Genomic DNA, 25,056 nt, shown 5'->3' on the forward strand with positions numbered 1-25,056 from the left:
CATGATTTTCCCCGTTTCCTTTGTCATTCCTGCTCTTGTCTCGCAACTCACACAAGCGGAGCCGCCCAAGGCCAACTGGAAGCTTGCCAACCGATTTACAGCAGAGAGCCTGACGCCCTTTGTGCCCAGCACGACTCTTGCGCCCGGCTGGATCAACAAGACCGACACGTTCTGGTACTCCTGGCGCGACGACTCCGGGCGCAAGTTCTGGAAAGTGGATCCGAAGGCAAAAAAGAAAACGCCGCTCTTTGACACCGCCAAGATGGCCGCGGCGCTTTCTGAGCTCACCCAGAAGCCCTATGACTCCAGCAACCTGCCCTTCGCCACGGTCACCTTCGAAGAAAAAGATGCCAACCGGATGTATTTCTCCCTCACCGAAGCGCCCGTTGCGCCTAGCACTGCGCCAAAAACAACCCGCTATGAGTACGACTTAGCCAAGGAGACGCTGAAAATTGCCCCGAAAGAGGGCACGGCAGCGGCGACCACCGAGGCACGGGACTTTCGTAATCTCTCACCCGACAAGAAGGCCTATGTCTATGCGATGGCCCACAATCTTTACTACGTGGAGATCAAAGAGGGCAAAGATCAGCCGCCCGTGCAGCTCACCAAAGACGGCGAGAAGGACTACAGCTTCGGGAGCCGCGAGGGCGGCTTTGGCGGGATTTTTGGTGGCGGCGGCGGGACTCGTCGTGGACAGCAAGGGGGCGGGGGCGCACCCCCTCCGCCAACGGAGCAGCGTGTCCGGGCCAATGTCACCTGGTCCAAGGACTCCAAGCGCTTTTACGTGAGCCGCTTCGACTCCCGTAAAGTAAAAGAACTCTTTCTGGTCAGCTCCCTCTCCGAGCCGCGCCCGAGCCTGCTGAGCTATAAGTACGCCATGCCCGGCGAGCCTGAAGTCGGGAGTCAGGAGCTTTTTGCCTTCAACCCCGAGAAAAAAGCGCTGGAGAAGCTGTCGGTCGAGAAGTACAAAGACCAGCAGCTTCGCAATGTCCACTTCCAGGATACAACCTCGGAGACCCTGCGCTTTCTGCGCCGGGATCGGCTTCAGCGCCACGCGGAGCTGTGCGAGATCAATCTCGCTACCAAGGCCGTGACCCCACTGGTGACGGAGGCCGTGGAGAATGCGTTCTTGGAGCTTCAGGAAGTGAAGTATGTCAAGCCCGGTGGCGATTTTCTCTGGTTCTCGGAGCGCTCTGGGTGGGGGCACTACTACCTCTACAGCAACGATGGTAAGCTGAAAAATGCCGTGACAAGCGGTCCCTATCGTGCCAGTAGTATCACCGAGGTGGATGAGAAAAAATCTCAGCTCTGGTTTGTGGCCCAAGGGCGCGAGGCCGGGGAGAACCCGTACTACCAGCATCTCTACCATGTCGGGCTGGACGGTAGCGGCCTCACCCTCACGGATGCGGGTGAGGCTGATCACACATCGAGCGTCTCGCCTAGCAAAGACTTTGTGGTGGATGTCTCCTCCCGCCCCGATCTGGCCCCCAAGGCAGTGCTCCGTGACCGTGACGGTAAGATGATTTTAGACCTGGAGGAGACCAAGCTAGAGCGCCTCTTAGAGCTGGGCTGGCGCATGCCAGAGCGCTTCACGGTGAAAGCTGCCGACGGCGTGAACGATCTCTATGGCAACCTCTGGAAGCCCACGGATTTTGATCCAAAACGCAAGTACCCGATTATCGCCTATGTCTATCCCGGTCCTCAGACCGAGTCGGTGAACTCGGGCTTTTCGGTAAGTGCCACCAACGCCCGCCTAGCTCAGCTTGGCTTTATTGTCATCCAAATCGGCAACCGGGGCGGCAACCCAGCCCGCTCCAACGCCTACCACAGCTACGGCTACTACAATCTCCGTGACTACGGCCTCGCGGATAAGAAAACCGGTATTGAGCAGCTTGCCGCGCGGTTCCCATGGGTGGATGTTGATAAAGTGGGCATTTTTGGGCACTCCGGCGGCGGCTTCATGACGGGCGCTGCGCTGCTCCTGCCGCCCTACAACGAGTTCTTCAAGGTAGGCGTCAGTAGCGCGGGCAACCACGACAACAATATCTACAACGCCAACTGGAGCGAGCAGCACCATGGCCTCAAAGAAGTACCCGTTCTTGGTGCCGATGGCAAGCCGACGGGGGAGACTAAGTTTGAGATCAAGGTCCCCACCAACGCCGAGCTGGCGGGAAATCTCAAGGGGAAGCTGCTCCTCGTGCACGGCGAGATGGACAATAATGTCCACCCCGGCGGCACGATTCGCCTCGTCAATGCGCTGATCAAGGCCGGGAAGCGCTTTGATTTTATGATGCTCCCCGGCCAGAACCATAGCTTCGGCGACATGACCGGCTACTTCAACCAGATGACCCTGGAGTACTTCGCCGAGCACCTGCTCGGCGACTACCAGCGCGGCAACGCCGAGCTGAAGGTGAAGTAGCTAGACCGCGACCAGGTGCCCCTGGGTGTGGAAGTAGAGAACTCCCTCCGAGATGGCGGGAGTTGCCATACAGACCTCACCCAGCGGGTTCTGGGCCAGGATCTTGAACTTTGCCCCGGCCTGCACCACAAAGACCTCGCCCTCTTCGCTGGTGTAGTAGAGCTTCTCCCCCATCGCTACAGCCGATGCCGTGAAGCCCGTGCGCCCCGTGCCAAGGCGCTCCTCGTAGAGTTTCTTGCCGCTGTCGGCCTCAAAGCAGCGCAGAACTCCGGCATCGTTGCAGACATAGAGATAGTTGCCCAGCACGAGCGGGGTCTGCATGTAGGCACCATCGCGCCGAGTTCCCCAGGCAAAGCTAGGATTTCCGAGGCCTTCGGGGGGGAGCTTGATCTCACCGCGCGCTGTTGGCTGGACGGCATAGATAGGGGCCTGCCTTCCATGGGCGTTGGTGATAAAGATCAGGCCTTGGCCTACCACGGGTGTCGGGACGGGAATGTCGCCGCCGCCTGCCAGCTTCCACAGCTGCTTGCCCGTCTTGAGGTCATAGCCCCCGATATGCTTCCAGCCATTCACCACGATCTGCGCCGTGCCGCCGACTTTACAGAGCGTGGGAGTGGACCAGGTGGGGACATCTGCGCGGGACGTGCGCCAGAGGTCTTTACCCGTCGCGGGGTCGAGCGCCGCCACAAACGAGCCTTTCTGAACATCGCACTGGACAATAATCTTGCCTTCCGCGAAGATCGGGGAGCTGGCCCAGCCCCACTGCGCGGTGGGAACCTGGAAGTACCCGGAGTCTAAAACGCCAAAGTCCCGCTTCCAGAGCAGCTTACCATTGAGATCGTAGCAGTAGAGCCCCTCGGAGCCGAAGAAGGCAAGCACCCGTGAGCCGTCGGTTGCCATCGTCGCGCTAGCTTGGCTGGACTTGGGGTGACGGGGAATCTTAGGGACGCCCTTGCATGCCGTCTGCTGCCAGAGGATCTTGCCGGTGCGCTTGTTCAGGCAGTAGATTCTCCACTCATGCTCTGAGCCATCTGCGACGGGCTGGATATCCCCGTAGAGCCCCACCTTCAGGTCGTCATTTTTTGCTGAGAGCGCCGTGGTGACAAAGACCTTCTCCCCCCAGACAATCGGGCTGGAGTGCCCAAGACCTGGCAGAGGCGTCTTGAACTTGAAGTTTTTTTTTGCCTCAACATCCCAGGTTGTTGGGGCCTTTACCGCCTCCGCGATCCCGCTTGCGCCAGGGCCGCGAAACTGCGGCCAGTGAATTGTGGTTGCCATGTTGGTATTTTACCTGGGTATACTGCGACTATGGAAATCAAAGATACTGAGTGGCTCTCCGAGCCGAAAAACGAGGGCGAGGGCATGACCCGGCGCACCGTTCTCACCACAGCAATGACGGCAGGTTTTGCGCTCGCGGTACAGCCGGTCTCGGCGGAGACGGTGATCACGGACACCAAGGGGCTCACGGCAGGGATGACGAAATTTAAAGGCGCCGATGGCATGGAAGTGCCCGCCTACTACGCCGTCCCCGCGAAGCTTGCCGCAGGCAGGAAGCCGCCTATTGTCTTAGTGGTGCAGGAGATCTTCGGGGTGCACGAGCACATCAAAGATGTCTGCCGACGCTTTGCAAAGCAGGGATATTTTGCCATCGCGCCTGAGCTCTACGTCCGCCAGGGCAGTGTCACGGACAAGCCCATGAACGAGATCTTCCCTGTGGTCGCCAAAGTCCCCGATGCCCAAGTCATGACCGACTTAGATGCCGCCGTCGCCTACGCCGCATCTACCGGAAAGGCCGACGCCAGCCGAGTCGCCATCACGGGCTTTTGCTGGGGCGGGCGCGTCGTCTGGCTCTACGCCGCGCACAATCCGAAGCTCAAGGCGGGAGCAGCGTGGTACGGTCGCTTAGTAGGTCAGAGCAACCCGCTCCAGCCCAAGAGCCCAACCGAGCTTGCTGATAAAGTCAAGGCTCCGATTCTGGGGCTCTACGGCGCAAAAGACAAAGGCATCCCGCTAGAGAGCATTGACGGCATGCGCACCGCGCTCAACGCCGCCGGAAACACCAAGTGCGAGATCATCGTCTACCCAGACTCCGAGCACGGCTTCCACGCCGACTACCGCCCTAGCTACAACGAAAAAGACGCCAAAGACGGTTTCACCAAGCTACTAGCCTGGTTCAAGAAAAACGGCGCGTAGCACCGCCGGTTGGAGCGGCGGTGCTGGAGAGCTAAAGCTGCGAAGGCCGTTCCGGCCATAGGAATCCCGAGTAAACTCGGTATGGGCGGTACGCCCTTTGTAGCCAAAGGCTCTCCAGTCCCCTCGTTCTAATCGAGGGGACTACTTCACGCGCTCGAAGATAAGAATATGCTGGCGCGGTAAGAGGGGGCTGTTTTCCACAAATTTTAGCGGGAACAGCCCCATCTCTTTCTTGACCTGCGCCGCACTCATCTTGTGGACCTCTTTAATCGGGACATTGGGGTCCTCTTTGCGGTACTCCACAAACACCAGCCGCCCGCCGATCTTCATGGCCTTCACCATTGCCGTGACCATCTCGTAGGGCTTATCAAACTCATGGTAGACATCCACCATGATCTGCAAGTCGCAGGACTTCTCGGGCAGCATTGGGTTATCGGTCTTGCCCAATACAACTTCTACATTGCGGATGCCGTTTTGCTTCTTCTTCTGCTCGATGATCTGGAGCATCTCCGGCTGAATGTCCACCGCGAGCACCTTGCCGCTTGGCGCGACTTGCTTGGCCATCATAAAGCTCAGGTAGCCGCTGCCCGCCCCAATATCTGCGACCACCATGCCGGGTCTGAGCTTCAGTGCCTTGACCAGCAGCGTGGGAGCCTCTTCTTCCTCACGCTCAGGACGATCCAGCCAGTCCGCGCCCTCGTGGCCCATCACGAGGGCGATCTCACGGCCTTGGTAGAAAATCCCCGTGCCATTGGGGTCGTGAAACGCGCGGCGGACATACGGCGGCTTCTTGGGTTGCGAGTTTGTAGGGGTTTGCATAGGATTTTAGCTCCAGATTTCGGGGAAGACGGAGTGATAGCGGACGCCCTTGCGGGGCTCTTGCTGAAGAGGCTCGGCGGCATCGCGGAAGGCAAAGTAGTGCGCGGTCTGCTGGTGCGCCTTGAAATCGTCCTCACTTTTGTAGACTTCGTAGAGGTAGAAGCCCTCGGGCTGGCCTTCTTCAACGGGCGCCGCTTGGCGCAGGACATCAAAGCGCAGGCAGCCAGGCTCTTGTACCGAGCCTTCGTGGTTCTTGCGCGCAACTTCGAGAAACGCCTCGCCCATTCCTGGCTTGATGAGAATGGGGACACAGACAACGTACATGGCTATTGGCTTTCTTTAGGAGTTAGCTCGGTGAGCTTGAGGTTGCGAAACCAGACCTCGCCACCGTGGTCTTGGAGCAGGATCTTGCCGGGCTTGGTGCCAAAGTCTTCGGCATCGTTGAACTTGCTCTTGGCCAGCGCCGCCTTCCACTCGTCGGAGCCTTGGGTGGCCTTGGCCGTAATTTTCCCATTGAGATAGTGGGTGATTTTTTTGCCATTGACGATAATCCGGCTGGTGTTCCACTCACCGGCGGGCTTGGGGAGCACTTTGGGATCAGCGGCGAAGAGATCGTAGATGCTGCCGGGGGCGTGCTTGCCCTGGTTGTCGGCTTTTTGGCCCGCATCAACGAGCTGGTACTCGATCCCGAGGGTCTTCTGACCGTACTTGCCGTAGTGGTACTTCAGCCCCGAGTTCACGCCGGGAGCGACTTTCCACTCAAAGCTGAGATCAAAGCTGGTGTACTCTTTCTCGGAGACAATATCGCCGCCACGAGCCGAGCGGTGGATCGTGCCGTCTTGCACCTCCCAGCCGATCGTGATGGGCTTGCCTGCGGGAGTCGTCCAGCCGGTGAGGGTCTTGCCATCGAAGAGCGACGTGGGCTCTGCACTTAGTAGCAGTGCAGCCCCTAAAGCGAGTAAGATTTTCATGCCTCCAGTGTACCCGCTTCCGATAGAATGAGGCCATGTGGTCTGCTGATCGTCTTCAACGCGCCTTACGTCTTGCCGCAGAGGCGCATCAGGGGCAATGTGTTCCCGGAACTGAGCTTCCCTATCTCTTGCATGTCACGCAAGTTGCCGCCGAGGTAATGGCCGTGGCGGGCGGCGAGCGCGACGGCACGCTGGCGGTTCTCTGTGCCCTTCTCCACGACACGCTGGAAGACACGCAGCTCTCGGCGGAGGCTCTGGAGGCAGAGTTTGGCGTGGAGGTGCTGGCGGGTGTGCAGGCGCTTACCAAAGATAGCTCTCTGCCCAAAGAGCAGCGCATGGCCGATAGTCTGCGGCGCATTCGCCAGCAGCCGCCCGAAGTGGCCTGGGTGAAGCTGGCAGATCGGATTACCAACCTCCAGACGCCGCCTGCCCACTGGAGCCCTGAGAAGATCGCTATCTACAAAGCCGAAGCGCAGCAGATTCACGATGCCCTCGCCGAGTTTTCCCCCGAGCTTGGGGCGCGGCTGGCACAGAAAATCGCCGCCTACGACACAGGCTATGCCTGAGACTCACTGAGAAGCTGATCTAATTCGGTGTCTGTGAGAGTGGCGAACTGGGAGAGAAAGGCATCGCGCTCTTTTCGGTACTCTAGGCCGCGCTCTCGGCGCATCTTGGCCTGAATATAGCGCGCTTTGTCGTCACGAGTGCGGCAGATAAGCCTTGGGACGGCACGAGGGCGACCATTTTGCACGTTCTCCAGCGCGACAAACGTAAAGTGGCACGTGTTGGTGTGGCGCTGGCTTCCCGTGGTGACCTCCTCGGCATGGAGCGTGATCTCGATCTCCATCGAAGTGCGGCCCACGTAGACCACTCGCGCCGTGATGTGGAGGAGCTCACCGACATGGATGGGCTCATGAAAGTCAATGCGATCTACCGCGGCAGTGACGGCAACCCCCGCGCAGTAGCGTGCCGCACAGACATAGGCGATCTCATCCACGAGCTTCATGACCTGGCCCCCATGGACATTGCCAAAGTGGTTCGCATCGGTCGCGTTCATGAAGATCGCGCTACGAACCTCGGTTTCATCTGCATTTTTAGATTCTAAACTCACCCCGTTAGTATACGGGGGAAAGGCGTTTTTTCGAAATGCCCTTGTGAGAGCTTGCCAAGCAGCCGAACTTAAGAGAAGACAGATATTTTTATCAGGATGGTTCTATGAAACTCAATACTTTAGTGGTAGATGATTCTCGGGTAATGCGCAGTATGATAATGCAAGCGCTCACCAAGTCAGGGCTGGCGGAGTTCCAGTTTTCCGAAGCCGAAGATGGCATGGATGCCTTGGAGACCATTTCCTTTCAGAGCATTGACATTGCTTTTGTGGACTGGAACATGCCCAAGATGACTGGGGTTGAGTTTGTGGCAAAGCTGCGCGCCAAAGAGAAGGGCTACCATATCCCCGTCATTATGGTGACTAGTGAGAATGCGATTGGCAAGTTTCAGGATGCTCTGGATCGAGCGGGGGCTGATGCGTATGTAACAAAACCCTTCACCCACGATGATCTTGTGCGACAGGTTCAGCCACTACTTGAGCGAATTAGCGCAAAACGTGCTCCTCAGGTGGGAGCAAAGACAGGTGGTTTCTTCAGTAAGCTAATGGGGAGCAAGTCCTCATAAAGGCACTCAGAGTGTTGACTGGCAAGGTTAAAATCCCATGATCAACTCCCACAGTGCGGCTTCGGTGCCGAGTATAATTGATCCCACCTTGGTCAAGGCGGTACAAGAAGCTTTCACACAAATCATTGCGATATTTGTCGGGAAAGAGCTTATTCCAAAGCCTATTGACGAGATTGACAAGCTCTGTGACAGTATCTGCGGGATGATATCGTTTGTGGGAAATCAAAACTTCTCGGTCATGATCTGCTGCTCACGTGAGTCCGCTTCAGAGCTTTCGATGGCAATGGCAGGCTTCAATATTGACTACGATAGCGCAGATATGGGCGATGCAATTGGGGAAATGGTCAATATTATCGCCGGGAATATCATCACGCGGATGGCGACCGTGGGATTTGACGTGGCGATGTCACTACCAACAGTCTTCCGTGGCCATGATATCGAGCGCGTCGTGGCCCAGAACACTCTCTCTAGCTGCGCCGTCTACGATCTCTCTCATAGTCAGTTTTGGGTTGAGATCGTTACCGGGCAAGTGACACCATCACACCACGACCCGGAGAGTTGCCCTGCATGTGGACGATAGACGAAACAACCCCTAAGACACTCCGTAGCCTGGAGATGCGCTTGGCAAGCTTTTCGATTGGTGACAACGATGAGCTGGCGGCGATTGGGGTGGGCCTCGAAGAGATTCTCTCAAGCCTTCCCGAAGAACTGCCCCGCCCCGCCGAGCTTCTGATGCTTTGTTTGGAGATCTTGCAGGAAGTCTACATGGAGAGTGTGGGCAATCCCCCGGCTGCCGTGCAAGCCGCACGCCGCGCGGTTGGGGCTCTGGAGCGCTACTTCCGCTCCGGAAAGTACGCCAGTATTGAGCCGCTCAATATCGCCGGGATGACAGTCTGGGTGGCGCTGGGACGCACGCCTGGAGACCTACCTTGGGCCAACGAAGTGCCCGAGGCCAGCTGGCCCGGTGGGACACAACGAACCCTGAGTGTCGCTCCCGAAGCTGAGATCGAGAGCGTGAGTCTGCGCTTGGTAACGACCAAAGAGCCTGTCGCGAAGCCTGAGCCTGCCGTGGCGATGCCTACATCATCGCTGATGGCCGAGGATGGGATTGTTCAGGACTTTCTGGGGGATGGGATTGTTCAGGACTTTCTGGCGGAGAGCTACGAGAACCTGGACCGGCTCGACTTGGATCTGCTTGCGCTAGAGAAAGATCCCAACGACCGGGAGACGATCTCCAGTATCTTCCGCACGATCCACACCATTAAAGGCACCTGTGGCTTTCTGGGCTTCTCTCGCCTAGAGTCGCTGAGCCACGCGGGCGAAAATCTCCTGAGCATGCTCCGTACTGGGGAGCTCAACCTGACACCGCCTTGCACCCATGCCTTGCTCGCGATGGTAGATGCGATCCGCCAGATTCTAGGGACGATTGAGGCCACGGGCAATGAAGGCATGGCAGACTACACGGCTCTGACCGAGACACTGCATCAGCTTCAAGAGCAGCCCGACGGCGAGCATACCGCCGTACCTAAACCGACATCTACACCTGCTCTGGTTGCGGAAAGCATCCCGCCAGTACTCGCACCTGCGGTCTCTGCTGAGAGCTTTACCCCGATCCATGGTCGCCTAGGGGATGTACTGATCAACCAGGGCTACATTGAGATGGGGGATCTCACAAGGGCGCTTCGTGAGCAAGAAGCAGGCGACCAGCGGCGCTTGGGGGATATTCTTGCCTCCATGGGGCTCGTCACCAAAGACATTGTTGAGCGAGCTATCCAGGCATTTGGGGGAACCTCTAGCGGGGCGCAAGGCCCTATTGGGGATGCCAGTATCCGAGTGGATGTGGCCTTACTAGACAGCCTGATGAACCTTGTCGGAGAGCTGGTGCTTACCCGAAACCAGATCGTCCAGCTGATCCAAGCCCATGGCAGTCAGCCCGATCCTGCGATGATCACAACAGCACAGCGGCTGAACCTGATCACCTCGGAGCTACAAGAAGGGGTAATGAAGACCCGGATGCAGCCGATTGGCAATGTCTGGAATAAGTTTCCCCGCGTGGTGCGTGACCTGGCTCTTTCGTGTGGAAAGCAAGTGCGCCTTGAGATGGAAGGCCACGAGACGGACTTAGACAAGACTCTGATTGAGGCCATTAAAGATCCCCTGACCCACTTAATCCGCAACTCCGTAGATCATGGCATCGAGCAGCCCGATGTGCGTGTCGCTTCAGGGAAGTCTGCTGAGGGACTGTTGCTACTGCGGGCCTACCACGAAGGCGGCCAGGTCAATATCGAGATCCGGGACGATGGTGGTGGGATTGACACGGGGCGAATCAAAGCCAAAGCACTAGAGCGTGGTTTTATCACCTCGGATCAAGCGGCTCGTATGAGCGACTGGGAGGCCCTCCAGCTCATCTTCCTCCCTGGCCTCTCCACGGCGGCGGCGGTGACCAATGTCTCGGGGCGCGGTGTGGGAATGGATGTGGTCAAGACCAATATCGCGAAAATCGGGGGGACGATTGATATCCAGAGCCAGAAGAAGAAGGGAACGACGATTAAGGTCAAGATTCCTCTCACCCTAGCGATTGTCCCCGCGCTGATGGTCTGCTCAGGAGAGGAGCGCTATGCCATCCCCCAGGTGAGCCTCCTAGAGGTAGTTCGGCTCCCCTCGGCGCATGCGGGAATTGAGCGCATTCAGGGCATCCCAGTCTACCGGCTCCGGGGCAAGCTCCTACCACTGCTCTTTCTCGACCAGGAGCTGAAGCAGCGCAAAGAGTCCGACGAAGACCGGGTGCTCAATATCGTCGTTTTGCAGGCCAATGACCAGCAGTTTGGCCTCGTCGTAGACAGCATCACCGACTCCGAGGAGATCGTGGTCAAGCCGCTGAGCAAGCACCTGAAGAGTGCACAGCTCTTTGCCGGTGCCACGATCATGGGAGATGGGCGTGTGGCGCTGATTCTGGATGTGGCGGCCCTAGCGGGATGTGCCAACCTCGTTGCCGATGCCCACCGAAGCCGTGGCATTGTGGATGCCCCCGAGACGTCTCTGAGTGAGCGTATCCAGACACTACTGCTCTTCCAGATCGGGCGAAACGGGCGCATGGCGATCCCGCTCTCTGCCGTGGCTCGTCTCGAGGAGTTCCCCCGCACCTTGGTGGAGGAAGTGGGGCGGCACACGGTGGTGCAGTACCGAGGGCGGATCATGCCGCTGTTGCACCTGATGAACTACGTGCCCGGTGCGGAGAGCCTCTCTTCTGAGCTTCGTCACGAGCCACTGCAAGTTATTGTGATTGGGGAAGAGGCCACGAGTGTGGGGATGGTGGTGGATAGTATCGTTGATATTGTCGAGGAAGCCGTCAATCTTGAAGGCCAAGCTCCTGATGTCCCCGTGCTGGGGACGATGGTGATTCAGGGACGGGTCACACAGATTTTAGATGTACCAGCGCTCCTAGAAGTGCTGCAAGAGGAAAACTATGGAAACGCCACACAGGTTCTGCACCTTCTCTCTGGGGGGGTATCTCTTCGGGGTGACACTGATTCAGGTGCAAGAGGTTCTTCGTCCTCAGCCGATGACGAAAGTGCCGCTGGCTTCGGAGACTATCGTGGGGCTGATCAATCTACGGGGACAGATCGTCACCGCAATAGACCTGCGAAAACTGCTGCTCCTCGACGAGCGGCCTGAGGGAAAGCCCGCCATGAATATTATTCTCAGAAACGAAGACGGGCTGGTGAGCCTGCTGGTGGACGAGATCGGGGATGTCTTGGAGATGCCCTACGGGGAGTATGAGCGCCCCCCCGAGACACTCCAAGGCCGTGTCCGCGAGTGCATTGATGGGGTCTACAAGCTGCCCAATCGCTTGCTTCTCGTGCTCAATAGTGCTCAAGTGACGGGTAGCTATGCGGCAGCTGCCTAGAAAAATAGGAATAAGTATGAAAAACTCACAACTTATTACACTAATTCTTTGTCTGGTCGCAGTTCCTGGCTTTGCGCAGACGCAAAAACCGAAGGCTGAGACACCGAAAAAAGAGCCTCTCTCAACTGACCGCCCTGACTTTGTGGAGTCGAGCTTGACCGTCGGCAAAGGTGTTTTTCAGATCGAGGCGGGTATCTCGACAGAGCGCAGCCGCGAGGGTGGGCTAGGCGCTCGGACGAGCTCCACACCGACTCTCTTGCGCTTTGGATTCTCGTCAAACATGGAGTTTCGCGCTGAGACTGAGGGGGCATTGCAGCTGCGCTCCGGGGGAGCGAGGCAGAGCGGAAGTGCGGATACTGCGCTTGGAGTCAAGTGGCACGTGCAAGATGGCGAAGGAAACCGTCCTTCACACGTGGGCACTGGGCATCTCACGACGATACTAAAATACTAGCGAAAACGGCTGAGACAGAAATGAGGATACTACGGTGAACTGGGGCATTAAAAAGAAAATTCAGGCGATCTGTATCGCGGGCGTGATAATCGCCGCTGGAATCGCCTTTTATGCAGCACGGCTGATGGGGGCCGTGCGCGATGAGCTGACAAGCGGGCAGGTGGTGACGGCGGGAATCCGAAACCACATGCAAGTGGATATGATGCACGATGCCTTGCGCTCCGATGTACTTTCGTTGCTCCTCTCCAAAGAGACAGATGCTCGTAAAGCCGCGCGTAAGGATCTCTCGGAGCATGCCGACATACTACGAGCCGCGGTTGAGGAGAATAAAAAGCTTCCTCTGAGTGCGGTGGCTCGTGAGCGGATCAATGGTGTGCTGACTCCTTTAGAGAAGTATGTTCTGACCGCGGGAGCGATTGGGGATCTATCGCTGGAGAATCAGCAGGCAGCCAGTACTCAGCTTCCCGCCTTCCAGAAGTCTTTTGATGAGCTTGAGGTTCCATTGGAGAAGGTTAGTGAGACGCTTGAGGTGGATGGCAAGGCAGCCAAAGAAAATGGCATCATCGCCTTGTCCAGCCTTAGCACGAAGCTAAATGTGCTGACAGGAATGGCCTTGTTTGCTGCCTTTGGGGCCTTATTTCTCCTCGCGAAGAGTGTTCTCCAGCCACTGCAGATGCTCGTCAAGTACTTCAAGACAATGGCCCAAGGGGATAGTGTCTCAGAGCGGATGGATGAGGCACAGCAGGGAGAGATTGGCGAGGTCGCGCACTGGTTTAACCGTGTTATGGATCGCCGCCAAGCAGAACACGCCAAACAAGAGAAAAAAGATGCGGACACGCGCGGTCAGCTTCAGGCCATCCATAAGGGCCAGTGTGTCATTGAGTTTGATCTTGCGGGCAATATTCTGACCGCCAATGAAAATTTTCTAGCGGGGTTCGACTATAGCCTCGACGAAATTGTGGGCAGGCACCACCGCCTTTTAGTACTACCTGAGGAGCAAAATAGTAGCGCCTACCGTCAGTTCTGGCAGGATCTCGCCCAAGGAAAGTCTCAGATAGGGGAGTTCAAGCGGGTGAACAAGCACGGTAAAGTTGTCTGGATACAGGGCATCTACAACCCCATTCTGGATCCGCAGGGCAAGCCCTACAAAGTTGTCAAGTTTGCCATGGATATTACGGCTCGCAAAGTCGAGGAGCTGAACAACCTACGTAAGCTGGAGCAGATCAATGAGACACAGCTTGTGCTTGAGTTCACGTCTGGGGGCATCATCACGAAGGCAAACGATCAATTCTTGGCGATGACAGGCTACTTGGCATCGGAGCTTATGGGCAGGCATCATCGAGCCTTGGTCTGCACGAAACAACACTCCATTGAGGAGTATCGCCAGTTCTGGGAAGAGCTTAGCGCGGGGCGCTATATGGTCACGGAGCATAAGTATATTATCAAAGGTGAGAAGGAGCGCTGGCTTCAGGTAACCTATAACCCTGTCCTCAATGCGAATGGCCAGCTACAGAGTGTCTCTCTTTCAGCCAGTGATATCACGCGGCGCAGGCGGACGGAGGCAGGTCTTACGGCGACTCTTGAGGCTGTGAGCCAGAGCGCTGATGCACTGCTGATGGCCTCCGATGAGCTCGCGTGCATTAGCCAGAACATGGGGACATCGTCCGAGCAGACCGCGGTCCAGTCCGCCGTCGTTGCCAGGGCCTCTGAGGAAGTTCACCATAATGTCGCGATGGTTGCTGCAGGTGCCGAGGAGACTGGTGTGGCGGTTCGAGAAGTGGCACGCAATGCCGCCGATGCAGCCATGGTAGCAAGCCAGGCCGTGACGGTCGCGGATCAAGTGAGCCAGACCGTGGCAAAGCTGGGAGCCAGTAGCCAAGAGATTGGGGCGGTACTCAAGACCATTACGTCTATCGCGGAGCAAACCAACCTTCTCGCCTTAAACGCTGCTATCGAAGCGGCCCGAGCGGGTGGGGCAGGCAAGGGTTTTGCGGTTGTCGCCAATGAGGTCAAAGAGCTTGCCAAAGAGACTGCCGGAGCCACCGAAGACATCAGTCGTAAGATCGAAGCGATTCAGCAAGACACGGTGGCGGCTGTAGCGGCCATTACAGAGATCGAGGAAATCATCCGCCAGATCCACGGCTTTCAGAACACGATCGCCAGCGCGGTCGAGGAGCAGTCCGTCACGATGTGTGAGATCAGCCGGACAATTGAGGAAGCGGCACGGGGAACCAGTGAGATCGCCTCAAACATGAGCGGGGTTGCTGAGGGAGCTCAGGCAACCGCAACGGGGGCAAGCCAGACACAGGTTGCAGCCAGCCGGCTTGCCGAGATGGCCACCGACCTGACGGAGCTGACGCACCGGTTCCATAACAACGAGGAAGATACCATGACTACCGGAGTGCGTAATCAATTCCGCACGGCAGAGAACTCTCCGAAAAATCGTCGTGAGATAGCTCCATACGAAGCATTTAAGGAAAAATGATGAAGCTTGTTTCTGTTACAACCGTTCGTAACAAGTTGTTTTTGCTTGTTGGAGCGTTTTTAGGGAGCTTTCTTCTCTTTGGGGGAGTCTCCTGGTGGGCCATTCACAATGTTCGTATTGGGGGGCATTACTACAACCAGATCGTGCAGTCAAAAGATCTGATTGCGGATGTTCTCCCCCCGCCGGAGTATCTCATTGAGAGCTACCTGGTAGCCCTTCAGCTCAAGGATGCTTCAAGCACGGAGGAGCGGCAGAGGCTACAAGAGAGCCTAAAAAAGCTCCGAACCGACTACGATACACGTCATGATTTTTGGCAGAAGGATCTCCCGGAGGGGAGCCGCTTGCGCACGGCACTGCTGGAGAAATCCCACGGGGCCGCGCAGCATTTTTTTGAGGTGCTGGATCGTGAGTATCTTCCCGCGGTTTCGCGGGGTGATACGCCACGTCTGAACACGCTTGCCGCGACGTCCCTGAAAACGGCCTACAGTGAGCACCGTAGTGCCGTAGATAACGTGGTTAACCTGGCAAACCAGCACTACCAGACTGATGAAGCCGCTGCCCAAAAAATGGTGCAGCTTGCGGGGCTCGCCCTTGTGGCACTAGGCCTAGGGATGCTCATCGCCACGGGGACGCTCGTCTGGCGGGTGAGCCGGGAAATTGTCCAGGATGTCACGTGCCAGACCCAAGACTTAGAGCGTGCTCGCACGGAGCTTCACGATATTTTTCTTCGTCTGAGCGAGGTTGCCGCACAGGTTAAGCAGGATGCAGAAGCTGCCGCGTCTAGTGGTATTTACTTAGACTCTGCTGTGACAGGTACCCAGGATGCCATGAACACAGTGACCCGCTTAATGGGAAGTGTCTCTGAGGCGGTGGCGCGTGGGGCGGACCTCAGTGATCGGGTTGCGGCCAGCACCTCACAGCAAGAAGGTTGCGCCCGCGAGGCCATGTCCGCAGTAGAGGGAATGTTCGCGGCGATGAAGCGGGTCAGCGATGGCCGTGTGCGTCAGCAGACCATGGCCCAAGAGGTGGGACAGGAAATGGAGGCCGCCGCGCAAGCCGTCCAAGCAATGGCGGCCTCTGCCGAGCGCTTTGCCTCCTCCGCAAGCCGTGCTGCTTCTGTCGCGCGAACCGGGGGCACGACGGTCTCGGAGACGATCAACAGCATGCGCCGGATTCAAGAGCAGATGATGGCATTTTCGGAGAAAGTGGAGGAGCTTGGGGGGAAGAGCGGAGAGATTGGGGGGATTACCGCCACGATCTCAACCATTGCCCGCAAGACCAACTTACTAGCCCTAAATGCCACGATTGAGGCGGCACGGGCGCGTGAGCATGGGCTGGGCTTCTCCGTCGTGGCTGATGAAGTGCGCAAGCTCGCGGTTCAAGTGACCGAAGCCACCACCGAGATCAGCAGACTGATTGCAGGGATGCGCCAAGGAGTGACGGAGACCATGGAGGCGATGGTGAGCAGCAGTAAAGAAGTCGCCCATGGTGCGTCTCTGGGAATCGAGGCGGAGCGCTCGCTGGGAGAGATCTTGGGGGCGACCGATGAGCTTATCTCGGAGGCGGGGCTGGTGAGCACGGCGGCGATTCAGATGGAGTCCAGTGTGGGCAAGACTCAGGGGGCCGTCTCCGGGATGCTGGATGTCATCGCGGCGGGCGAGGAAGAGATACAGACCATGATGGGACAGTCGCAGCGAGTGACCGACGTGATCCAGGAGCTTCGTCACAGCGGGGAGAAGGTATCTACAGGAGCTCAGGAGCTAAAAGCAACCATGCACAGTATCTCTGGCAGTGCGCAAAAGGTTTCTGTGGCGCTGGAAAATCAGGCACAGAGCATTCACCAGGCGAGCCAAGCCGCACGGGAGCTAAGTGCGATGGTGGTAGGGCTGCGCGAGCTCGCAGGCACTCTTCAAGACGAGACCCAGGCATCCACGAAGCCAGCAGTTCCTCTTCGACTGGCAGCCTGAGCCTATTAAAGTTATGGCACATTTTTTCCGAAGTAAGTGACGAAGAAGGGCGCAGTAAATTCTACGAGTATGGTTCAGGCTCTCTTTGGAGGCCAAAGGGTAAGAGGCGTGCTTTATGAAAGTTTTTTCGTTCGAGTCGGTTCAAGGGAAGCTCTCCTGTTAACGACTGGAAAAACGAACTTTTGAATCGGTCAGACGGTGCTGCATAGCGCTACTTTGATGTGCTGGATAAAGAGTTTCTCCCCACACTTGCCCAAGGGAAATACGCTGCAGAGCCTCATGAGTCAGTTCAAGTATGGAACAACTATAGAGAATAGCAGTTCTGGCAAGATCCCACGGCTTGCGAAGAGTAGCCTGAGTAGAAAACAGACACGAGAGAGGTTAAGACGATGCGTGCACTAGTTATTGATGATTCAAAAGCGATCCGAGCGATCTTAGGGAAAATGCTCCGTGACATGGGCTATGAGGTTGCAGAAGCCGAAGATGGTCAGATGGCACTTGAGGTACTTAAGAAAGAAGCGCCACTGGATATTGCTCTGGTGGACTGGAACATGCCGCAGATGAACGGCTACGACTTTGTCAAGGCCGTTCGGGCGATGCGCGAGTACGATGAGCTTCGCCTGATGATGGTCACCACGGAGAATGAGATCTCTAAGATGATTGAGGCGCTCGATGCTGGGGCGGATGAGTACGTGATGAAACCCTTTACCAAAGAGATCATTGTGGAGAAGCTCCGGCTCATCGGAATGGAATTGGTCTGATGCCTAAGGTCCGTGTTCTATTGGCTGACGATGCTGTGGTGGTGCGCCGGATTCTCTCCGACACGCTTGCGGAAGACCCCGATATTGAGATTGTAGGAACCGCTCCTAATGGCAAGATCGCTCTGGCGAAGCTAGCGCTGCTCAACCCGGATATTGTGATCCTCGATATCGAGATGTCAGATATGGATGGTCTGGAGACACTCAAGGAGATTCGTAAGACCCACAGACTGCTCCCCGTGATCATGTTCAGCACACTCACTCAGCGCGGTGCGGCGGCGACTCTGGATGCCCTGAGCTTTGGCGCGTCGGACTATGTTACCAAGCCCGCCAATGTGGGCAGTGTGAGCGCCGTGATGCAGATTATTCGGGAGACCCTGATCCCCAAGATTAAGCTCTTTACCCGGCGTAGCATCGCCGGCGATCAAGTCGTTCGCTCAGCTCCTCGCGTGAGTGCCGAAGTGGCTCCGCTGGCACTGACGAAGCTGGTGCTGCCGACGGCAAGTAGCACGCTCCCACACCCGACGGAGCGAGTCGAGATTCTGGCGATTGGCACGTCTACGGGGGGGCCAGATGCCCTGAATATTGTCCTAGCACAGCTCCCCGCCGACTTTCCCGTGCCGATTGTGATTGTTCAGCACATGCCTCCGATGTTCACAAAACTGCTGGCGGAGCGCCTCAACTCCCGGTGTGCGATCACAGTCATCGAAGCGACCAGTGGGATGTTTTTAGAGCCTGGAACAGCCTGGTTAGCTCCCGGTGACTTTCATCTAGGGCTGGAGCGCGAGGAAGGCCGGATGAAAACATGCGTCTTTATGGGGCCACCGGAGAACTCCTGTCGCCCTGCCGTTGATGTGATGCTGCGCTCCGTGGTGCAGCACTATGGTGCCAGCTGCCTCTCCGTAATCTTAACGGGGATGGGGCAAGATGGTCTACGTGGCTGTGAAGCCGTCAGCAATGCCGGTGGGCAGATCGTGGCGCAAGATGAGGCGAGCAGTGTGGTCTGGGGAATGCCTGGCTTTGTGGCTCAGGCGGGGCTTGCCAGCCGGGTTCTTCCGCTACAGGAAGTCGCTGGTGAGATCATCCGCCGCGTGATGGCAGGTCGCCCTGCTCGGCGCATTGGCACAACGACGATGAGTAGCAGCTACGGAGGTCTGCGAGGATGAGTACCATTGCCAAAGCCGACTTCGACTATATCTGTGAGCTGGTCTACAAACGCTCCGCGATTGTTCTAGAGCCAGGTAAAGAGTATCTTGTCCAATCACGGCTTGTCTCGGTTGCCAGTCAGAACGGGTGTATGTCTCTAGCGGAGCTGGTGACACGGCTTCGTACACAGCCCGCTGGGAAGCTCTCACAAGCCGTGATCGAGGCCATGACCACCAATGAGACCTCATTCTTTCGGGACATGTATCCCTTTGAGGCCCTGAAAAAAACGGTCATCCCGGAGCTTCTCGCCAAACGGGGGAGTGACCCCCAACTGACAATCTGGTGTGCTGCAGCATCGGCGGGGCAGGAGCCCTATAGCATTGCGCTACTCCTGCGAGAGAGCTTCCCGCAGATACCTAAAAACAATATCCGTATCATTGCCACGGATATCAACACCGAAGTGCTCACTCATGCTCGTGAAGGCATCTACAGCCAGATCGAAGTCAACCGGGGGCTGCCGATCTCGATGCTCTTGCGGCATTTCGAGAAATCGGGTGCCAACTGGCAGATTCGAGAGGACATCCGGCAGATGGTGGACTTTCGCGAGTGCAATCTGATCCAGGTCTGGCCCTTGATTCCTCCAGTAGACATTTTGTTCATGCGCAATGTGCTGATCTACTTCGATCAAGAGACAAAAAAGGCTATCCTAGCAAAAGTCCGCAAGGCTCTTAAGCCCGATGGAGTTTTCTTTCTCGGAGGCGCGGAGACGACGATGAACCTAGACGATAACTTCGAGCGGGTTCAGCTGGAGAAGACGGCCTGCTATCGAATCCGGTAAGTGGCTTAAGCGTTCCCCAAAAAAAGAAACGCTCCGGTAAGAGGCACGCCTGCCCTTACTGGAGCGTTTCTTTGTCACAGCAGCAATCGGTTGTCTTAGTGCTAGAGGGTCGCGGTCCTCTTGACACTCTTTGGTTCCGGTCACGGGATATTGATGTTTAAAGTGTAGGCGATTTTGGGACGTATCGCTGTGACCTAGGACACTCTAGAATGTGATCTTGGTCACAGAAGGAAGCGGGATGCCTCGTGTCGAACTTGTGGGGGTGAACGAAGGAGTTTTGGGCGGGCTACAGGTGCAGGATATTCTTGTCTACCGCAAGGTGGCCATTGCCGTGGTCGCGATGTACTTAGGGCTCGATGATACCTTTGTCGAGGCGGTCTTGCTCGATGAGATGGATGAGTACTTAGAAGCACTTGTTGAGCTGCGAGAGCGGCTCAAGGCGGAGTGCTATGATGAGTATCTCTCTCTACTCTCGCGTGAAGTCATTGTCCGCTATGCCGCCACCGCTGCCGAAGGTCTTGCCGCCGATCCAGACAGTGCCTTGGCGCGCCGCCGGATCATGGGAGACACGGGCGGGCTGGGATTAGAGGACGATGTCAATGCGATGGTACGCCTCCACGAGATCTACGAGCTTTTAGAGTCGCCGTATGCGGAGAGTGCCGCCGAAGAGATCCTCGTGACCGTCAAGCGCCAGATGTGTAACTACTATAACTCGGTCGCGTATCATCTTGTCCGTGGTCCTCTCCTGCCTGTTATCATAGATGTCGCCGAAGAGTATGTCTGCAAAGGCCAGCTCACTGCCGCCCGCGTCCGCGAGCTCGTCATCGCCGCACAGTAGGAATCCCTCCTCCCAGGGTTGGGAGGAGGTGCAGGGGAGGAGGGGACTACTCTTTCAAGCGCCGTCGGTAGGCGATGAGGCCGCCGAGGGTATAGAGAAGGGTGCCCGCCCAGACAAAGCCGATGAGTGGCTTGGTGGAGAGCTCCACAAAGATCGCATCGCCGGGATCGGGGGCGTTGAAGGTCTCGAAGCGCAGGGCCTGGTAGGTGGAGAACTCCTGCATTCGGCGGCCCTCGTTGAAGGCGTTGAAGTCCTTCATGAGTGCCTGCTGGAACGCGGGTGTCCCCGGTGCTCCGGCCTCTTTCGCCCGAGCGACAGCACCTTCCGATGCCGCCGTTTTCTCCTTGATCTCTTTCTCATTAGGAGCGGGGAGCATGCGCAGGATCACCTTGCCGTGCTTTCCGCCTGGCCCTGGGATCTCGACCACTTCGGAGTAGGCACCGTTTGCGGAAGGCTCGTGGCGAACGGCGACTTTCACCGGGGTTTGCTTGCCCTGGTAGGTCACAATCACATTGGCGACCATACGCACGGCGGGCAGCTTGTTAAACTCCGCCTCGCTGTGCTTGGCGAGAACCTCTTTCGCCTTGTCGTCCAGATCGTAGCTCATGAGCGTAAACGTGTACTCGCCCAGAGTCTTGGTCTCGCCTTTTTTGAGAGAGAAGACCCAGTTGGAGCTGGTGGCATCTTGCTGGTCCACGAACTCCTGCGCCTCGCCACCTAGAGCGATGTAGACATCGCCCCAGAACTTACGGTGAATGGCGGGAGGGTTCGCTTGGAGGCTGTCCTTACCCTCCCAGGGGGTGTAGGTGTAGTGCGGCTCAGCGTCCCATTGTTTATTGCCATCTACCACTTTAATCCGAATGGCGTTGTCGCGCTCGAAGGGATGCTGGGTATAGCCCTCGTAGGTCAGCGTGTAGCCTAGCACCTCGGTGGGCTGGTTTTTAATCAGCAGGATGCTCTCTTTGTGCTTGGAGAACATCACAAGCCCTGCCAGGCCCGCGATGAGTAGACCCGCTCCCGCATGGGCAAGATGCCCGCCAATGCTCAGCCGCCCGCCGGGTGACTTCAGGCGTGGCGCGATTAAGATACCATTGGCGATCACGCAGAACAGCGATGCGGCGAAGAGGAGCACCATGGCGGGATGCCGCAGCCCTAAATACATCCCGACTCCGGTAAAGACCATCGCGAGCACAATCGCGGCGAGGTAGGCGGGGAAGAGCTTTTTATAGGCACTCTGCGCATCGCCGTTTTTCCATGTCAGAAACGGCGCGGCTGCCATCAGGATCAGCATCCCAATCGCCGGGGCGTAGAGCGCTTTGTTGTAGAACTCTGGCTCTGCGGCCTGGCCCTTGGCACTCCAGAGCTTGCTGATGAGTGGCCCAGACATTCCCAGCGCCACAAAGAAGCCGATCAGTCCGACAATGATCCCCGCCGCAGCAAAGCCCGTCTCTCGGCTCAGAAAGGCAACACCAGTGCTCTTTTCGGAGCTTTTCGGAAAATCCCAGTTGCGAAGAACCAGCAGGCCCAGCGGGATAAAGGTCCACATCAAGACCCCACTCAGAATCAACCAGTAGCCATCGGTGCCTAGTGACGAGAACGAGTGCACCGAGAAGTCGGACAAGACTCCGGTTCGGGTGAGAAAGGTTCCGTAGAACATCGCGGCAAAAGGCAAGATACCCAGAAAGAAGTTGGGCTTGCGCCATGAGCCGTTTTTGTTCTGGAGCACCAGCCCATGTAGCAGTGAGGTCAGGATCAGCCAGGGAACTAGCGACGTGTTCTCAACCGGATCCCAGGCCCAGAAGCCGCCCCAGCCCAAGGTTTCGTAGGCCCAGTAGCCGCCAAGACTCAGCCCAAAGCCCAGGGTTGCAAACGAGAAGAGAGTCCACGGGAGAGCGGCCTTTGCCCAGCCATCCCAGTCTTTATGGAGCAGGCCGTAGATCGCCCAGACCGAGGGAAGTAGGGTGGAGGCAAAGCCCAGAAAGAGAATGGGGGGATGGATCACCATCCAGTAGTTCTCCAGCGACGGGTTCAGGCCACGGCCATCGGCGGGAATGGGGCCTGGCGGAACCGCGAAGGGGCACTTGACCAGCAGGATGCTCAGTAGATACACCTGCGCAATGCCAAAGATCGGCCACGCCTTGGCGCTGTTCTTGCCGCCTCTATAGGCTAGCCAGAACCCAAGGACGGCAGTCCAGAACGCCCAGAGGAGCATGGAGCCCTCTTGACCGCCCCAGAAGGCAGCCATGAGGTACCAGAGCTTCGTCCGTTTCGAGGTGTACTCGGCGACATAGTGAACCTGGAACTGGTGTGTGGCAATCAGATAGGCCAGGTAGGCACACGCCCCAATCACACTTGTCGTCGCCAGCGCCACAAAGCGCTTGGCCCAGAGGCAAAGTCCGTCTTTCTCCGCCTTGCCGCAGAGTACAAAAAGCACATTGGCGATCACGGTCGCTGCCAGTGCCAACCAGAGTAGTGTATATCCTAAGGGCATGATTAATCCGCCTTGACTTCCTCTTGATACTTGCTGGGGCACTTGACCAGCAGCTTACGCGCCTCGAAGTACTCTCCGTTCCAGCTTCCAATCGCCGTGACCTGAGTGGCTTGGTCGAAGCTGGCGGGCTTGGATTTTTTGAAACGCACCGGGATCGTCTCCCCGGTTTTTTCTTCTTTGATGGTAAAGTTTAGGGTGCCATTAAACTCAATCGGCTGGGAGCGATCCAGTGGCCCCATGATCTGAAAGACACGTCCCTGGCCCGCCTTGGCCTCTTTAAACGAAACATAGGGCGTGAGGTTGGTGACGAACTGTCCGGCCCCATAGGCAAGCGCTGCCATGATAAGGATCGCGGAGAGGGCCGTTCCCGGTTTCATCTTCATTGTTTATTCTCCAGCCGCGCCGCCCGTTTTTCCAGTGCGGTCGCTTTTTTGTCGAGTGTCCAGACAAAGGTGAAAATCCCCAGCCAGATCACGACGGCTACCAGTAGTAGAAAGGCCATATTCATGATGCTAACAGTCTACCTCCTCCAGAGCCAGCCGCGCACGATCTAGGCGCACGGCAATATTCTGAATCCAAAACATCATCCCGAGCAGCGGGGGGAGAATCGCCACATAGATCGCCATCCGGTAGCTTGGGCTAAACGCCGCGTTCTTGGGGTGCAGCGAGGGGAGATACTTCGGGATAACATAGCCCAACAGAGGTGTCATCACGGCAACAAAGATACCAAAGACCGCGCAGATCGCCGCGCGCTTCTCCCTGTCTTCGATACTGCCACGGAGTACAAAATAGGCGCAGTAGAGCAGCAGTAGCAAAAAGACACTGGTCTCACGTGGGTCCCAGTTCCAGAACTCGCCCCACTGGACATGGGCAAAGATCGAGCCTGTTGCGGTGGTGAGACAGCAAAAGAGAAGGGCGAGCCCCGCCGCCGATGCCGCTTTGGAGTCGTCGAGTAGCTCGCGCTTCTGGAGGTACTTCCATCCCTGCCAGCCCGATATCCATGCCGCAACGACTGCCACATAGGCACAGGGCAGATGAAGCGCGACAATGCGTGCCAGCTCGGGGTTGGCAAAGCCGACGGCGGCGGGGAGCTTGAGGAAGACATCTGCTAGCCCCAGTACCATCCAGACCCCGATCCCAATTTTTATCCCATTTTTCATTTAGTCGTTCCAGACAAAGTCAAAGAGCCAGAGCGAGAGGACAATAGCAACCGCACTGTAGAGCCCTAACATGAGCATATCGCCCGCCGCCACTTGCCAGACTGTCTTTGTCGTCCCTTGCATCCCGATCCCCAGCGCCGCTTTGGTTCCGTTGAGGCCCGCCTGAAAGACTGGCACCAAGAGCGGAAACGCCAGAGCCGCGAGCAGGCCGCCTCTCGCCGTGGTCTGCGCCACCAGAGCCGCCATCATGGTAAAGATCGCCGCAATCGCGAGGCTTCCCACTCCTAATACGAAACTGACGACCCCAACGTTCACCTGGTTGACCGGCAGCATCGAGAAGATGACGGGAGCGGTTAGGGCATTGAGCACTAGCATCAGAACCGTGTTGAAGGCAAATTTTCCCAGCCAGACATCCTGTGGGCGCGCGTGGAGCCGCAGAGCCATCGCCGTGGCGCGCTCTTCTTCTTGAATAAAGGCTCGCCCCAAGCCCGTGGCCGCTGTAAAAAGCGCCAGAATCCAGATCAAGGGGCCTTGGACATCGCCACTGGGGCTAAGCTTGTCCTTAAGGCCAAGCCCCAGGAGCATCAGCGAGCCGACCACGAAAAGCCCAACCCCCGAGAGCGCGACCCGTGTGCGCCACTCCGTTCGGACTTCCTTAAGAAAGATCGCGGTGACTCCTTGCATGCTGATCTCTATTTGTACCATTTTTCACAAAGATTGTCGAGGGGAACCACTAGAGGATTTCGGAGAGAAGTCCTCGAAAGAGAGAGACATGAAACGCGTACCGCTGGCGCTGCAAGTGCTGATCGGGGTTGCTCTTGGTGTCGTGCTGGGAGCGATTGTGGGCAAGGGCACCCTGACCGAGACTCTGGGGGCGATTGGGATTCTCTCGATCAAGGCGCTTCGAGCGCTGGCGGTGCCACTGGTTTTTTTTGCGGT

The 25,056-nt window shown here is 57.2% G+C and carries 23 protein-coding genes and 1 pseudogene; 14 read left to right on the plus strand and 10 right to left on the minus strand.

From position 1 onward, the window contains the following. The first annotated feature begins 1 nt into the window (after position 1). Complete coding sequence (locus AC1XOS_RS01460; protein WP_481960437.1) at positions 2–2,419, plus strand: S9 family peptidase; 2,418 nt, start codon at positions 2–4, stop codon at positions 2,417–2,419. Here AC1XOS_RS01460 and AC1XOS_RS01465 read toward each other — a convergent pair whose 3' ends face one another. Next, entirely contained in the window at positions 2,420–3,697 is a 1,278-nt protein-coding gene (locus AC1XOS_RS01465; protein ID WP_481960438.1) for a PQQ-binding-like beta-propeller repeat protein, read from the minus strand. It lies immediately after the preceding gene. Positions 3,698–3,727: 30 nt separating this feature from the next. Here AC1XOS_RS01465 and AC1XOS_RS01470 point away from each other — a divergent pair, with 30 nt between their 5' ends. Next, the gene (locus AC1XOS_RS01470; protein WP_481960439.1) at positions 3,728–4,612 is read left to right on the plus strand and encodes a dienelactone hydrolase family protein; all 885 of its coding nucleotides are present in this window, start codon (positions 3,728–3,730) and stop codon (positions 4,610–4,612) included. A gap of 141 nt (positions 4,613–4,753) precedes the next feature. On the opposite strand, the gene AC1XOS_RS01475 is transcribed toward AC1XOS_RS01470, so the two are convergent. Genes AC1XOS_RS01475 through AC1XOS_RS01485 form a run of 3 tightly spaced genes read right to left on the minus strand, consistent with a single transcriptional unit; the run spans position 4,754 to position 6,402 of the window. Then, positions 4,754–5,431 (minus strand): class I SAM-dependent methyltransferase, encoded by a 678-nt coding sequence (locus AC1XOS_RS01475; protein WP_481960440.1) that lies wholly within the window; start codon positions 5,429–5,431, stop codon positions 4,754–4,756. Between the two features lie 6 nt (positions 5,432–5,437). Next, positions 5,438–5,755, minus strand: coding sequence for an antibiotic biosynthesis monooxygenase (locus AC1XOS_RS01480; protein ID WP_481960441.1), 318 nt, complete (start codon positions 5,753–5,755; stop codon positions 5,438–5,440). Between the two features lie 2 nt (positions 5,756–5,757). Further along, the gene (locus tag AC1XOS_RS01485) at positions 5,758–6,402 is read right to left on the minus strand and encodes a 3-keto-disaccharide hydrolase (RefSeq protein WP_481960442.1); all 645 of its coding nucleotides are present in this window, start codon (positions 6,400–6,402) and stop codon (positions 5,758–5,760) included. A gap of 35 nt (positions 6,403–6,437) precedes the next feature. Here AC1XOS_RS01485 and AC1XOS_RS01490 point away from each other — a divergent pair, with 35 nt between their 5' ends. Then, positions 6,438–6,968 carry an HD domain-containing protein gene (locus AC1XOS_RS01490; RefSeq protein ID WP_481960443.1) on the plus strand — a complete coding sequence of 177 codons (531 nt, stop codon included), beginning with the start codon at positions 6,438–6,440 and terminating at the stop codon, positions 6,966–6,968. Here AC1XOS_RS01490 and AC1XOS_RS01495 read toward each other — a convergent pair. Beyond that, positions 6,959–7,513: an acyl-CoA thioesterase gene (locus tag AC1XOS_RS01495; protein ID WP_481960444.1), complete on the minus strand. Its 555-nt coding sequence runs from the start codon at positions 7,511–7,513 to the stop codon at positions 6,959–6,961. The two genes, AC1XOS_RS01490 and AC1XOS_RS01495, sit on opposite strands and share 10 nt — an antisense overlap. A 104-nt stretch (positions 7,514–7,617) precedes the next feature. On the opposite strand from AC1XOS_RS01495, the gene AC1XOS_RS01500 reads away from it, so the two are divergent. The 11 genes and pseudogenes from AC1XOS_RS01500 to AC1XOS_RS01550 all read left to right on the plus strand — a co-directional run bounded on the left by AC1XOS_RS01500 (position 7,618) and on the right by AC1XOS_RS01550 (position 20,466). Next, positions 7,618–8,076 (plus strand): response regulator, encoded by a 459-nt coding sequence (locus tag AC1XOS_RS01500; RefSeq protein WP_481960445.1) that lies wholly within the window; start codon positions 7,618–7,620, stop codon positions 8,074–8,076. Between the two features lie 37 nt (positions 8,077–8,113). Continuing rightward, complete coding sequence (locus tag AC1XOS_RS01505) at positions 8,114–8,656, plus strand: chemotaxis protein CheX (RefSeq protein ID WP_481960446.1); 543 nt, start codon at positions 8,114–8,116, stop codon at positions 8,654–8,656. Positions 8,657–9,168: 512 nt separating this feature from the next. Beyond that, positions 9,169–11,511, plus strand: a pseudogene (locus tag AC1XOS_RS01510) (chemotaxis protein CheA); the annotation flags it as partial. Positions 11,512–11,542: 31 nt separating this feature from the next. After that, positions 11,543–11,983, plus strand: coding sequence for a chemotaxis protein CheW (locus AC1XOS_RS01515; RefSeq protein ID WP_481960447.1), 441 nt, complete (start codon positions 11,543–11,545; stop codon positions 11,981–11,983). A gap of 16 nt (positions 11,984–11,999) precedes the next feature. After that, entirely contained in the window at positions 12,000–12,434 is a 435-nt protein-coding gene (locus tag AC1XOS_RS01520; protein WP_481960448.1) for a transporter, read from the plus strand. 34 nt (positions 12,435–12,468) lie between these two features. Continuing rightward, positions 12,469–14,919: a methyl-accepting chemotaxis protein gene (locus AC1XOS_RS01525; protein WP_481960449.1), complete on the plus strand. Its 2,451-nt coding sequence runs from the start codon at positions 12,469–12,471 to the stop codon at positions 14,917–14,919. Then, positions 14,916–16,886 (plus strand): methyl-accepting chemotaxis protein, encoded by a 1,971-nt coding sequence (locus tag AC1XOS_RS01530; protein ID WP_481960450.1) that lies wholly within the window; start codon positions 14,916–14,918, stop codon positions 16,884–16,886. Before AC1XOS_RS01525 ends, AC1XOS_RS01530 begins: the two co-directional genes overlap by 4 nt. Positions 16,887–17,275: 389 nt before the next feature. After that, entirely contained in the window at positions 17,276–17,647 is a 372-nt protein-coding gene (locus AC1XOS_RS01535) for a response regulator (protein ID WP_481960451.1), read from the plus strand. Continuing rightward, entirely contained in the window at positions 17,647–18,810 is a 1,164-nt protein-coding gene (locus AC1XOS_RS01540) for a protein-glutamate methylesterase/protein-glutamine glutaminase (RefSeq protein WP_481960452.1), read from the plus strand. The genes AC1XOS_RS01535 and AC1XOS_RS01540 overlap by 1 nt, the downstream gene beginning before the upstream one ends. Further along, complete coding sequence (locus tag AC1XOS_RS01545; protein ID WP_481960453.1) at positions 18,807–19,628, plus strand: CheR family methyltransferase; 822 nt, start codon at positions 18,807–18,809, stop codon at positions 19,626–19,628. Before AC1XOS_RS01540 ends, AC1XOS_RS01545 begins: the two co-directional genes overlap by 4 nt. Positions 19,629–19,845: 217 nt before the next feature. Then, positions 19,846–20,466 (plus strand): hypothetical protein, encoded by a 621-nt coding sequence (locus AC1XOS_RS01550; RefSeq protein WP_481960454.1) that lies wholly within the window; start codon positions 19,846–19,848, stop codon positions 20,464–20,466. A 46-nt stretch (positions 20,467–20,512) separates the two neighbouring features. Here the strand turns inward: AC1XOS_RS01550 and ccsA (AC1XOS_RS01555) are convergent, their stop codons facing one another. The 5 genes from ccsA (AC1XOS_RS01555) to AC1XOS_RS01575 are packed head-to-tail and all read right to left on the minus strand — an operon-like array spanning position 20,513 to position 24,822. Continuing rightward, positions 20,513–22,957, minus strand: a complete 2,445-nt coding sequence (ccsA, locus tag AC1XOS_RS01555) for a cytochrome c biogenesis protein CcsA (RefSeq protein WP_481960455.1) — start codon at positions 22,955–22,957, stop codon at positions 20,513–20,515. Between the two features lie 2 nt (positions 22,958–22,959). After that, positions 22,960–23,340, minus strand: coding sequence for a cytochrome c maturation protein CcmE domain-containing protein (locus AC1XOS_RS01560; protein WP_481960456.1), 381 nt, complete (start codon positions 23,338–23,340; stop codon positions 22,960–22,962). Then, a complete protein-coding gene (locus AC1XOS_RS01565; protein WP_481960457.1) occupies positions 23,337–23,465 on the minus strand; it encodes a CcmD family protein in 129 nt (42 codons plus the stop codon). Before AC1XOS_RS01565 ends, AC1XOS_RS01560 begins: the two co-directional genes overlap by 4 nt. A gap of 4 nt (positions 23,466–23,469) precedes the next feature. Next, positions 23,470–24,117, minus strand: coding sequence for a cytochrome c biogenesis protein CcsA (ccsA, locus tag AC1XOS_RS01570; RefSeq protein ID WP_481960458.1), 648 nt, complete (start codon positions 24,115–24,117; stop codon positions 23,470–23,472). After that, positions 24,118–24,822, minus strand: coding sequence for a heme exporter protein CcmB (locus AC1XOS_RS01575; protein ID WP_481960459.1), 705 nt, complete (start codon positions 24,820–24,822; stop codon positions 24,118–24,120). It abuts the gene before it with no gap. Between the last annotated feature and the right edge of the window lie 234 nt (positions 24,823–25,056).

Source organism: Armatimonas sp. (assembly GCF_964826245.1).

Bases quoted from the DNA above. Each gene is read 5' to 3' on its own strand.
- AC1XOS_RS01460 (WP_481960437.1), top strand. From the start codon at position 2: ATGATTTTCCCCGTTTCCTTTGTCATTCCTGCTCTTGTCTCGCAACTC.
- AC1XOS_RS01465 (WP_481960438.1), bottom strand. From the start codon at position 3,697: ATGGCAACCACAATTCACTGGCCGCAGTTTCGCGGCCCTGGCGCAAGC.
- AC1XOS_RS01470 (WP_481960439.1), top strand. From the start codon at position 3,728: ATGGAAATCAAAGATACTGAGTGGCTCTCCGAGCCGAAAAACGAGGGC.
- AC1XOS_RS01475 (WP_481960440.1), bottom strand. From the start codon at position 5,431: ATGCAAACCCCTACAAACTCGCAACCCAAGAAGCCGCCGTATGTCCGC.
- AC1XOS_RS01480 (WP_481960441.1), bottom strand. From the start codon at position 5,755: ATGTACGTTGTCTGTGTCCCCATTCTCATCAAGCCAGGAATGGGCGAG.
- AC1XOS_RS01485 (WP_481960442.1), bottom strand. From the start codon at position 6,402: ATGAAAATCTTACTCGCTTTAGGGGCTGCACTGCTACTAAGTGCAGAG.
- AC1XOS_RS01490 (WP_481960443.1), top strand. From the start codon at position 6,438: ATGTGGTCTGCTGATCGTCTTCAACGCGCCTTACGTCTTGCCGCAGAG.
- AC1XOS_RS01500 (WP_481960445.1), top strand. From the start codon at position 7,618: ATGAAACTCAATACTTTAGTGGTAGATGATTCTCGGGTAATGCGCAGT.
- AC1XOS_RS01505 (WP_481960446.1), top strand. From the start codon at position 8,114: ATGATCAACTCCCACAGTGCGGCTTCGGTGCCGAGTATAATTGATCCC.
- AC1XOS_RS01515 (WP_481960447.1), top strand. From the start codon at position 11,543: ATGGAAACGCCACACAGGTTCTGCACCTTCTCTCTGGGGGGGTATCTC.
- AC1XOS_RS01520 (WP_481960448.1), top strand. From the start codon at position 12,000: ATGAAAAACTCACAACTTATTACACTAATTCTTTGTCTGGTCGCAGTT.
- AC1XOS_RS01530 (WP_481960450.1), top strand. From the start codon at position 14,916: ATGATGAAGCTTGTTTCTGTTACAACCGTTCGTAACAAGTTGTTTTTG.
- AC1XOS_RS01535 (WP_481960451.1), top strand. From the start codon at position 17,276: ATGCGTGCACTAGTTATTGATGATTCAAAAGCGATCCGAGCGATCTTA.
- AC1XOS_RS01540 (WP_481960452.1), top strand. From the start codon at position 17,647: ATGCCTAAGGTCCGTGTTCTATTGGCTGACGATGCTGTGGTGGTGCGC.
- AC1XOS_RS01545 (WP_481960453.1), top strand. From the start codon at position 18,807: ATGAGTACCATTGCCAAAGCCGACTTCGACTATATCTGTGAGCTGGTC.
- ccsA (WP_481960455.1), bottom strand. From the start codon at position 22,957: ATGCCCTTAGGATATACACTACTCTGGTTGGCACTGGCAGCGACCGTG.
- AC1XOS_RS01560 (WP_481960456.1), bottom strand. From the start codon at position 23,340: ATGAAGATGAAACCGGGAACGGCCCTCTCCGCGATCCTTATCATGGCA.
- AC1XOS_RS01565 (WP_481960457.1), bottom strand. From the start codon at position 23,465: ATGAATATGGCCTTTCTACTACTGGTAGCCGTCGTGATCTGGCTGGGG.
- ccsA (WP_481960458.1), bottom strand. From the start codon at position 24,117: ATGAAAAATGGGATAAAAATTGGGATCGGGGTCTGGATGGTACTGGGG.
- AC1XOS_RS01575 (WP_481960459.1), bottom strand. From the start codon at position 24,822: ATGGTACAAATAGAGATCAGCATGCAAGGAGTCACCGCGATCTTTCTT.